The organism is Skermanella sp., assembly GCF_059503625.1.
The window spans coordinates 1-9,681 of sequence record NZ_JCACHA010000777.1 but is presented as its reverse complement, the minus strand read 5'-3'; the positions used below and the strand labels follow the sequence as shown (position 1 = coordinate 9,681).

Sequence of the window (9,681 nt, the reverse complement as noted above, 5' to 3'; positions counted from 1 at the left end):
CGATCAGGCCGAACCTCCGCAAGCTGCCGAGCGAGCGGACCGAGATGTTGCGGGAGATCGACCACAGTGGAAAGACGCCGTCCGACTGCCGGTCGCCGGGGACCAGCGCCACCGGAGCCGCCACCTGCGTCGCCGGATCGCGTTTTCCCCAGGCGTCGAACAAGCGGATCAGCATGGTCGACTGGCCATGCCCCGCCAGCCCGGCCAGCCCGACGATATCGCCTTTGCAGGCGGACAGCTCCATTCCGCCGGTCGCGGCCAGCGGCTTCGCCAGCACCTGCCGGGGCCGGTCCGCCGTGGTGTCCATCACCCTGGCCGAACTCTCCGCCTCCGACAGTTCCTCGTCCGCCGCCCCCATGCTGCGGACGATGATCCGGCGCGTCAGTTCCGACGCCCTGCCGTCCAGCACGATGCGGCCCTCCCGCATCACCACGACCCGCTCGGCGGCGCTCAGCACCTCCGGCAGGATGTGGGAGATGAAGACGCTGGCGACGCCGCCCAGGTTCGCCCTGTGCAGGTAGGACAGCAGTTGTTCGGCGGCGGTCGCGTCCAGCGACGATGTCGGCTCGTCCAGGATGACCAGCCGGATCGGCGTGTCTGTGACGGTGAAGGCGCGGGCGATCTCCACCATCTGCCTCCGGCCCAGCGACAGGTCCGCGACGATGGTCTTGGGGTCGATCCCATGGCCGCGAAAGATCGCGTCGAGCTGTTCCAGGATCAGCCCCTCCGCCCGCTTCCGCCAGCCCCAGCCGCGCAGGCCGGGGTGGAGGACGCGGGCGTTCTCGCCGACCGTCAGGTTGGGGCAGAGCGAGAGTTCCTGGAACACGCAGCGCACGCCGAGCTTGCCCGCGGCCGCCGTATCGTAGTCCGCGACCTGCCGGCCGCCATCGGCGCTGATGGTCCCGCCATCGGGCCTGAGCACGCCCGCCAGGACGTGCATCAGCGTCGATTTGCCGGCGCCGTTGTGCCCCACCAGCCCCAGCCGTTCACCCCGCCCGACGCGCAGGGTGACACCGGCCAGGGCGCGGACCGCGCCGAAGCTTTTGCGGACATCGTCGAGAAGGAGAGCAACCTCGTCGGAAACCATCACGCGCGCCTGACCTGAACTTGCCTGACTTGCCACCGTTACTTCTTGCCCCCGATTACAGCCTGCGCATCGCTGAGGGAGTATTCGACGTTGGTCACTCCCCCCTTCTCGGTCTGGTTCAGGCGTTCTTCCAGGTTCCCTTGCTCGACCGACAGGAACGGCACGATCAGGTCCTTCGGCACGTCCTTGCCGTCGAGGATTTGCTGCGCGACCCAGAAGGCCAGCGTGCCGACGCCGGGCGCGATGGAAACCGACATGGTCTCGTAGCCGTTCGCGTCCTTCTGCTCCTTCCACCACAGCAGCTCGTCCTGCCGGTTGCCCATGATGATGGTCGGAACCGGCCGGCCGGCTCCCTTGAACGCCTGCGCCGCACCATAGCCGTCACCGCCCTGGGTCACGACGCCCCGGATTTCCGGCAAGGTCGGCAGCACGCCGGCAACCGCCTTCTGCGCCACTTCCTGCGTCCAGTCGCCGTGGACGGACGACACGATCTTGAAGTTCGTGTGCTTCCTGACGCCGTCCTCGATTCCCTTGTGGATCTCGTCATCGACGAAGACGCCGGCCAGCCCCCGGATCTCCAGCAGGTTGCCGCCCTGCGGGTAACGCTGGGCCAGATAATCCACCTGGATCTCGCCCATCTTGCGGAAGTCGACCGCGACCCGCCACGCGCACGGCTCCGTCACGATGCCGTCGAACGACACCACCGTAACGCCGGCGTCGCAGGCTTCCTTGACCGCGCCGTTCAGTGCCGTGGGGGATGCGGCGTTGACGACGATGGCGTCGTAGCCTTGCAGGATCAGGTTCTGGATCTGCGCCGCCTGCTCGGTCGCCTGATTCTCCGCCGTCGTGAAGGCGGAGGCGTCGGCGACGACCTTGTCGGCCACCGCCTTGGAGGTGACCTTGCCCCAGCTTTTGAGCATCGCCTGGCGCCACGAGTTGCCGGCATAGTTGTTGGATAGCGCTATCTTTTTCGACGACGTGTCGGCAACCGCTGTACCGGAAAGGCAGGTTGCGGCCACGGCCACGGCTAGGGCGACCCTGATCTTCATTGAGGTTTCCTCACTGGATGTTTCTTGTTTTCCGCTCGCCGCAAGAACAGGCGATAGTTTTATCTGTGATAGTTAAGATGTTGAATAAACGCTAGGCGCATTCCGGAACAGCGTCAAGCCGACTCCCATGGTCCTCCAAAGCTGTAATACCGAAGTATCGGGCAAGTGCATGAGATTACGCTTAAAGTACTAGGGCGTAGGATTCTTGGGGCTCGGACGCAAAGCGCATTTGACTATCGGCGCAATTAGATCGAGGATCGAACCGACTTCGGTCATGCGCATCAGCCATGCCGTAACTTAGAAAAAGCCGATGGAAAAGACGGCTGACCAAAGGGGGAGGAAACAGTGAGAGCATTCACGTCCGTCGTTGCGGCTGTAACGCTTGGCCTTTTCACGCTGGCGCCTCAGGCGTTCGCTCAGGACAAGGGTCCCGTCGGCATTTCGATGCCCACGAAATCTTCCGCGCGCTGGATCGCCGATGGCGACAACATGGCCCGCTACTTCAAGGAAAAGGGCTACCAGACCGATCTTCAATACGCTGAAGACGAGATCCCGAACCAGCTTGCGCAGATCGAGAACATGCTGACCAAGGGCGCCAAGGTTCTGGTGATCGCTGCGATCGACGGCACCACGTTGTCCGACGTGCTGGCCCAGGCCGCCAGCCAGGGCACCAAGATCATCGCCTACGACCGTCTGATCCGCGGCTCGGGGAACGTCGATTACTACGCCACCTTCGACAATTTCCAGGTCGGCGTGCTCCAGGGCGGCTACATCGTGGACAAGCTGGGCCTGAAGGAAGGCAAGGGGCCGTTCAACATCGAGCTGTTCGGCGGCTCGCCCGACGACAACAACGCCTTCTTTTTCTACAACGGCGCCATGTCCGTCCTTCAGCCCTACATCGACACCGGCAAGCTGGTGGTCGCCAGCGGCCAGACGGGCATGGACAAGGTTTCCACCCTGCGCTGGGACGGCGCCGTCGCCCAGTCGCGCATGGACAACCTGCTGAGCGCCTACTACACCGACAAGAAGGTGGACGCCGTCCTGTCGCCCTATGACGGGCTGAGCATCGGCATCATCTCCTCGCTCAAGGGCGTCGGCTACGGCAGCGGCAGCCAGAAGATGCCGATCGTGACCGGCCAGGACGCCGAGGTCCCGTCGATCAAGTCGATCCTCGCGAACGAACAGACCTCGACCGTCTTCAAGGATACCCGCGAACTGGCCAAGGTCACCGTCGGCATGGTCGAAGCGGTGCTGAGCGGCAAGATCCCCGATATCAACGACGCCAAGACCTATGACAACGGCGTCAAGATCGTCCCCGCCTACCTGCTGAAGCCGGTCAGCGTCGATGCCTCCAACTGGAAGAGCATCCTGGTCGACAGCGGATACTACAAGGAAAGCGAGTTCCGCTGACGCGGTTGAGCCTGCGGGAGGGCGTCTGATCCGTCCTCCCGTAAATCGAAGGCAATGTAAGGTGCTCGATGACTGCGATCCTTGAAATGCGGGGGATCACCAAGACGTTTCCGGGCGTCAATGCGCTCGAGAACGTCAATCTGCGCGTGGAAAGCGGCGAGATCCACGCACTGGTGGGCGAGAACGGGGCCGGCAAATCGACGCTGATGAAGGTCCTGAGCGGCGTCTATCCGCACGGCTCCTACTCCGGCGAGATCTGGTTCCAGGGAGAGGAACGGCGCTTCACCGGCATCGCGGACAGCGAGAAGGCCGGCATCGTCATCATCCATCAGGAACTGGCGCTGGTGCCGCTGCTGTCCATCGCCGAAAACATCTTCCTCGGCAACGAGCAGGCCAAGTTCGGCGTGATCGACTGGTCCGCCGTGACGCTGCGGACCCGCGACCTGCTGCGGATGGTGGGATTGAGCGAATCGCCGGCCACCCTGATCACCGATATCGGCGTCGGCAAGCAGCAGCTGGTCGAAATCGCCAAGGCGCTGTCCAAGGAAGTGAAGCTGCTGATCCTGGACGAGCCGACCGCCAGCCTGAACGAGAGCGACAGCGACGCGCTGCTGAACCTGCTGCTGGAGTTCAAGAAGCGCGGCATTTCCTCGATCCTGATCTCCCACAAGCTCAACGAGATCTCCAAGGTCGCCGACTCGATTACCGTTCTTCGCGACGGCTGCACGGTCGAAACGCTGGACTGCCGGAGCGAAGCCGTCAGCGAGGACAGGATCATCCGGGGCATGGTCGGCCGCCCGCTGGCGGACCGCTATCCCAAGCGCGATCCGAAGATCGGCGAGATGCTGTTCGAGGTGAAGGACTGGAACGTCCATCACCAGATCCACGCCGACCGCCTCCAGATCAAGAACGTCAGCATGAACGTCCGGCGCGGCGAGATCGTCGGCATCGCCGGGCTGATGGGAGCCGGGCGGACCGAGTTCGCCATGAGCGTCTTCGGCCGCTCCTACGGCCGGCGCATCACCGGCAAGGCTTTCCTGAACGGCAAGGAGATCGACGTCAGCACGATCCGGCGCGCGGTGGACAGCGGTCTTGCCTATGTCACCGAGGACCGTAAGCACTACGGCCTCGTCCTCAACGACACCATCATGCACAACATCTCGCTGGCCAACCTCGGCGGGATCTCGCGCGGGACCGTTCTGGACGACATGGAGGAATTGTCCGTCGCCAACACCTACCGGCGGCGGCTGAACATCCGCAGTTCCAGCGTGCTCCAGCAGGTCGTCAACCTGTCCGGCGGCAACCAGCAGAAGGTCGTGCTCAGCAAGTGGCTCTTCTCGAAGCCGGAAGTGCTGATCCTGGACGAGCCGACGCGCGGCATCGACGTCGGCGCCAAGTACGAAATCTACACCATCATCAACCAGCTGGCCGACGAGGGTAAGGGCGTCATCATGATCTCGTCCGAGATGCCCGAACTGCTCGGCGTCTGCGACCGGATCTACGTGATGAACGAGGGCCGCTTCGTCGCCGAGATGCCGGCAGCCGATGCCAGCCAGGAAAAAATCATGCGCGCGATCATGCGGGGCAGGGAAGCGCCCGCTCATGAGCAGGCGCCCAGGGAGAAGATAGCATGAGCACCGAAACAGTCCTCGCACCGGGCGGTGGCGGTGGCGGCGAGCCGCTGCGGGTCTTCATCAAGCGGCACCTGCGCGAATACGGCATGCTGCTGTCGCTGATCGCCATCATGATCTTCTTCCAGTTCATGACCAACGGCACTCTGCTGAAGCCGCTCAACCTGACCAACCTGATCCTTCAGAACAGCTACATCATCATCATGGCGCTGGGCATGCTGCTGGTGATCGTGGCGGGGCACATCGACCTGTCGGTCGGATCGGTCGTGGGATTCATCGGCGCGCTCGCCGCCGTCATGATGGTCCAGTTCAAGATCCACTACATCCCGACGACGATCATCTGCCTGGCGGTCGGCGGCCTGATCGGGGCGGCCCAGGGCTACTGGGTGGCCTTCTTCAAGATACCCAGCTTCATCGTGACCCTTGCCGGCATGCTGGTCTTCAAGGGCCTCAGCCTCGCCCTGCTGGCCGGGCAGTCCGTCGGCCCGTTCCCGCCGGAGTTCCAGAAGCTCAGCTCCGGCTTCATCCCCGACATCTTCGGCGGCATGGCGCTGGACGGCTCGACGACGGTCCATGTCACCTCCGTCCTGCTTGGCATCGCGGTTCCGCTGATTCTGATCGGCCTGAACTACCGCAACCGCCTGAACCGCCAGAAACACGGGGTGGAGGAAGAGCCGCTGCTGTTCTTCGCGGCGAAGAACGCCGTTATCGCCCTGGTCGTGATGTATCTGGGATTCCTGCTGGCTTCCTATAAGGGCCTGCCCAACGTCCTGATCGTCATGGCGACGCTGATCATGCTCTATACCTTCGTCACGATGCGGACGACGATCGGTCGGCGGATCTATGCGATCGGCGGCAACGAGAAGGCGGCGAAGCTGTCGGGCATCAACACCGAGCGCGTCACCTTCTACACTTTCATCAACATGGGCGTGCTGGCGGCACTCGCCGGACTGATCTTCGCGGCCCGGCTCAACACGGCAACCCCCAAGGCGGGCGTGTCGTTCGAACTGGACGTGATCGCCGCCTGCTTCATCGGCGGCGCGTCGGCTTCCGGCGGCGTCGGCCGGGTGACCGGCGCCGTGATCGGCGCCTTCATCATGGGTGTCATGAACAACGGCATGTCGATCATCGGCGTCGGCATCGACTGGCAGCAGGTCATCAAGGGCCTGGTGCTGCTCGCCGCCGTGTTCCTGGACGTCTACTACAAGAACAAGGCATAAGCCTGCTTGGGGAGAGCCTCAGTGCCGCGCGCCGAGGCTCTCCAGCAGGCCTTTCAACTGTTCGTATTGCTGCCCCTGTAGCCGCTCCAGCAAGCGGCTTTGCTGATCGGCGGCGATTCCGCGTATCCGCTCGTAGGTCGCCTTGCCGCGCGGGGTCATGAAGATCAGGATGCGCCGCCGGTCCTTGGCGTCGGGTGACCGATAGACCAGCGAGTTGGTCACCATCCGGTCCACGATCTTCGTCAGCGTCGGCCCTTCCACCAGGACGATGGTCGCCAGATCGCCCATCGGGAGTCCGGCGCCGTCGGCGAGCGCCGTCAGGATGCGCATCTGCTCGATCGGAATGCCTTCCGCCCGCAATTGCTCGGCCAACTCTTCCTCAAGACGGCGGTTCACGCTGGCGATCAGGTAAGCCAGCTGGTCCTGCATTCTCGTGGACACGATATTCGCCCCCGTCAATCTCTCGACTTTCAATATCTGCACTTTCCATCAGCCCGGTATCCGCTGTCGAGCGGGTATTTGGGCCATGATGCCTTGTGCCAAGGGGAAGCTCGAAGGAGACGCATCTGTGGAAACAAGTCGGGCATTTGCACAAACAAGAAGCAGCTTCCAGTGTTAAGCTTAGAAATCTATCTTGCGCGGCCGTGAATTATCACGATTGCACGTTTCTTGCAAATGTCCGACACCCGAACATTCGCGATAAAGGTTGCCCCGATGTCGGAATTGAAGATCGGCTTGCTGATCCCCTTGAGCGGTCCCGCCGGCATCTGGGCGCCTTCGTCGGAAGCCTGCGCCCTGCTGGCCGCGGCCGAAATCAACGCGGCGGGCGGCATCCTGGACCGGCCCGTCAGGATCGTCGTGGGCAACGCCGGCTTCGGCCGGTTACAGGCCGCCGAGGAGGCGGCGTCCCTGGTCGAGCTGGACGGTGTTTCCGCCGTCGTCGGCATGCATCCGAGCGATGCCCGGGCCTCCGTGGTCTCCGCCATCGGCGGGCGCGTCCCCTACGTCTATACTCCGCAATACGAGGGCGGCGAGAACGACCTGGACGTGCTGGCGATCGGCGAGACGGCGGACGAACTGATGGAGCCGGCCATCCCGTGGCTGATCGGGCACCGCAACGCCCGCCGCTTCTTCCTGGTCGGCAACGACTATATCTGGCCGGAGGTTTCCCACCGCGCCGCCCGCCGGATCATCCGGAGCAGCGGGGCCGAGGTCGTCGGCGATGTCCTGCTGCCGTTCGGGCTGACCGACCACTCCCGCACCTTCGACATGATCCGGAAGGCGAAGCCGGACGTCGTGCTGATGTATCTGCTGGGCCAGGAGGCGGTTGATTTCAACCGCGCCTTCTGCGAAGCGGGATTGGACCGGCACCACATCCGCTACTCGACCGCGACGGACGAAACCGTGATCTACGGCATCGGGCCGGACAATCTGGAGAATTTCTACGTCTCGTCCTGCTATCTCGCCAATCTGCGCTACCGGGAAAACGACAGTTTCCTGGAAAACTACCGATCGAGCTTCGGCGCGCATGCGCCGATGCCCAATGCGTTCGGCGAATCCTGCTACGAGGGCGTCCATTACTTCGCCCAGATGGCCGCCAGTTATGGAAGCCTCGCCATGAAGGACGTGCGGAGATCGCGGAGCGACCGGATGGGTTTCCGGGGACGCCGGAGGACTTCGCGAAGGGTGTCTGACTGCGGACGCAGGCTGATCCACATCGCCAGAGCCGACGGAGTCGACCTGGAACACCTCGCCACCTTCTGAGCCTCACCCCCTGGATTGCCGCCCTGCGGAAACCACATCATGGGACAAACCTGGACCATGCCTGTTACCATGGTATTCCGGTGAATGAATATTCACGGCAAATAAGGGAGGTTACCACATGCCTGTTGATGTAAAATATACCGCAGAAGCCACCGCGACCGGCGGCCGTGATGGCCGCGCTTCCACCACCGACGGCACGTTCGACGTCAAGCTCGCGACCCCGAAGGAACTCGGCGGAGCCGGCGGCGAAGGCAACAATCCCGAGCAGCTGTTCGCTGCCGGCTATGCAGCCTGCTTCATCGGCGCCCTGAAGGCCGCCGGCGCGCAGGAGAAGGTCAAGATTCCGGCCGACACCTCGATCACCGCAAATGTCGGTATCGGTCCGCGTTCGGAAGGCGGCTTTGGGCTGGATGTCGCCCTGCGAATCTCGCTTCCGGGCATGGAAAAGGCCCAGGCCGAGGCTCTCGTCGATAAAGCCCACCACATCTGCCCGTATTCCAACGCCACGCGCGGCAACGTTGACGTCCGCCTGACCGTCGTCTAAGGGTCGGTCGTCTGAGGCTTGGGTGTTGGGCTTCGGCCCAACACCTCTCCCCGTCCAAAATTCAGTGCGGTACGCCGGCCTCGTCAGACCGCAGCGCCCGAACGAGCGAGCTGGCGCCACTGGTGCGCAGCACCATGAACGGCTTGTCCAATCGCTGGCACAGCCGTTTCACCCGCAGACAGGCGGAGTGGCTGATGCAATCCAGCGGGCAGAACACCATGTCCGCTTGGGTAACCAAGGTTTCCAGGATCTTCGGCGCCTGTTCCAGGCCGCCGTCATGGTGCAGCAGACGGCCCTGCCGCCGCTCGATCGCCGAGCGGATATGCGGTACCAGCGCCTGACGGCCTCCAACGTAAAGCACGCATTGTCCCGCGACATCGACCACGGGCCGCTGGGCCGGGGCAGGGGCCTCGGCGCTGTGGTTCGGCCGTTCCGTCGGCACATCCATGTCTAGCAGTTGAAGCTGCTCAAGCCGGGCCTCGGCCGCGCGCCGGCGCTCCCGCTCCGCCGATACCCGCTGTTCGGCGCGTGCCAGCCTTTCCTTCAGTCTGACCGTTTCCCGGCTGTCCACGACGACGCTGGCAATTGCCGGACCGCTCGCGCGCAGGCGGCATAGCTCGCTCTCCAGCTCGCAGATCCGCTTTTCCTTCGCGCGCTCCAATTCCAGCTTGGCCGACAGGGCGGCGTCGCGGTGGCGGGTCAGTTCGGCGACCTGCTTCTCGGCGGTGGCAAGACGCTGAATGGCGTTGCGGTTATAGCCGCCCAGCACGTGCGACAGCATGTGGACTTGGCCGTAGATGCTGGTCACAAGCTCCGACGGCGCACAGCGCAGGCTGAGGACTGCCCAGTAGGCGCCGGCCACCCTGCCGTTGTCCATCGCCTTTTCCCACAGGGCTTCGATCGCGGCGGGGTCGTTTGCTACCGCCGAGAAGCGCTTGATATCGACGGCGTGCTTGTCGTCCAGCATCTTGTGGAG

9 protein-coding genes are annotated in these 9,681 nt (G+C 63.7%); 5 read left to right on the top strand and 4 right to left on the bottom strand.

The genetic code is table 11. The annotated features are described in order from the left end of the window. Together AC5JJ6_RS27225 and AC5JJ6_RS27220 are read right to left on the bottom strand one after the other, a co-directional pair. Positions 1-1,123: ATP-binding cassette domain-containing protein (locus AC5JJ6_RS27225; protein ID WP_496045076.1), on the bottom strand; the 1,123-nt coding region annotated here is incomplete at its 3' end. Between the two features lie 2 nt (positions 1,124-1,125). Then, positions 1,126-2,136 carry an ABC transporter substrate-binding protein gene (locus AC5JJ6_RS27220; protein ID WP_496045075.1) on the bottom strand — a complete coding sequence of 337 codons (1,011 nt, stop codon included), beginning with the start codon at positions 2,134-2,136 and terminating at the stop codon, positions 1,126-1,128. Positions 2,137-2,481: 345 nt separating this feature from the next. On the opposite strand from AC5JJ6_RS27220, the gene chvE reads away from it, so the two are divergent. From chvE to mmsB, 3 genes are all read left to right on the top strand, one after another. Continuing rightward, positions 2,482-3,546, top strand: coding sequence for a multiple monosaccharide ABC transporter substrate-binding protein (gene chvE / locus AC5JJ6_RS27215; RefSeq protein ID WP_496045074.1), 1,065 nt, complete (start codon positions 2,482-2,484; stop codon positions 3,544-3,546). Between the two features lie 68 nt (positions 3,547-3,614). Then, a complete protein-coding gene (gene mmsA, locus AC5JJ6_RS27210; protein WP_496045073.1) occupies positions 3,615-5,180 on the top strand; it encodes a multiple monosaccharide ABC transporter ATP-binding protein in 1,566 nt (521 codons plus the stop codon). Continuing rightward, on the top strand, positions 5,177-6,397 hold the full coding sequence (gene mmsB / locus AC5JJ6_RS27205) for a multiple monosaccharide ABC transporter permease (protein WP_496045072.1): 1,221 nt from the start codon (positions 5,177-5,179) through the stop codon (positions 6,395-6,397). The genes mmsA and mmsB overlap by 4 nt, the downstream gene beginning before the upstream one ends. Positions 6,398-6,415: 18 nt before the next feature. Here the strand turns inward: mmsB and AC5JJ6_RS27200 are convergent, their stop codons facing one another. Next, positions 6,416-6,838, bottom strand: a complete 423-nt coding sequence (locus AC5JJ6_RS27200) for a MarR family winged helix-turn-helix transcriptional regulator (RefSeq protein ID WP_496045071.1) — start codon at positions 6,836-6,838, stop codon at positions 6,416-6,418. A gap of 273 nt (positions 6,839-7,111) precedes the next feature. On the opposite strand from AC5JJ6_RS27200, the gene AC5JJ6_RS27195 reads away from it, so the two are divergent. Then, on the top strand, positions 7,112-8,161 hold the full coding sequence (locus AC5JJ6_RS27195) for a substrate-binding domain-containing protein (protein ID WP_496045070.1): 1,050 nt from the start codon (positions 7,112-7,114) through the stop codon (positions 8,159-8,161). 118 nt (positions 8,162-8,279) lie between these two features. Next, positions 8,280-8,705 carry an organic hydroperoxide resistance protein gene (locus tag AC5JJ6_RS27190; RefSeq protein WP_496045069.1) on the top strand — a complete coding sequence of 142 codons (426 nt, stop codon included), beginning with the start codon at positions 8,280-8,282 and terminating at the stop codon, positions 8,703-8,705. Between the two features lie 61 nt (positions 8,706-8,766). Here AC5JJ6_RS27190 and AC5JJ6_RS27185 read toward each other — a convergent pair. Then, a partial coding sequence (locus AC5JJ6_RS27185; RefSeq protein WP_496045068.1) for a DUF2325 domain-containing protein occupies positions 8,767-9,681 on the bottom strand: 915 nt, incomplete at its 5' end.

What these genes read in the sequence shown, in the direction of transcription:
- AC5JJ6_RS27220 (WP_496045075.1), bottom strand. Translation starts at nt 2,136, where the DNA reads ATGAAGATCAGGGTCGCCCTAGCCGTGGCCGTGGCCGCAACCTGCCTT.
- mmsA (WP_496045073.1), top strand. Translation starts at nt 3,615, where the DNA reads ATGACTGCGATCCTTGAAATGCGGGGGATCACCAAGACGTTTCCGGGC.
- mmsB (WP_496045072.1), top strand. Translation starts at nt 5,177, where the DNA reads ATGAGCACCGAAACAGTCCTCGCACCGGGCGGTGGCGGTGGCGGCGAG.
- AC5JJ6_RS27195 (WP_496045070.1), top strand. Translation starts at nt 7,112, where the DNA reads ATGTCGGAATTGAAGATCGGCTTGCTGATCCCCTTGAGCGGTCCCGCC.
- AC5JJ6_RS27190 (WP_496045069.1), top strand. Translation starts at nt 8,280, where the DNA reads ATGCCTGTTGATGTAAAATATACCGCAGAAGCCACCGCGACCGGCGGC.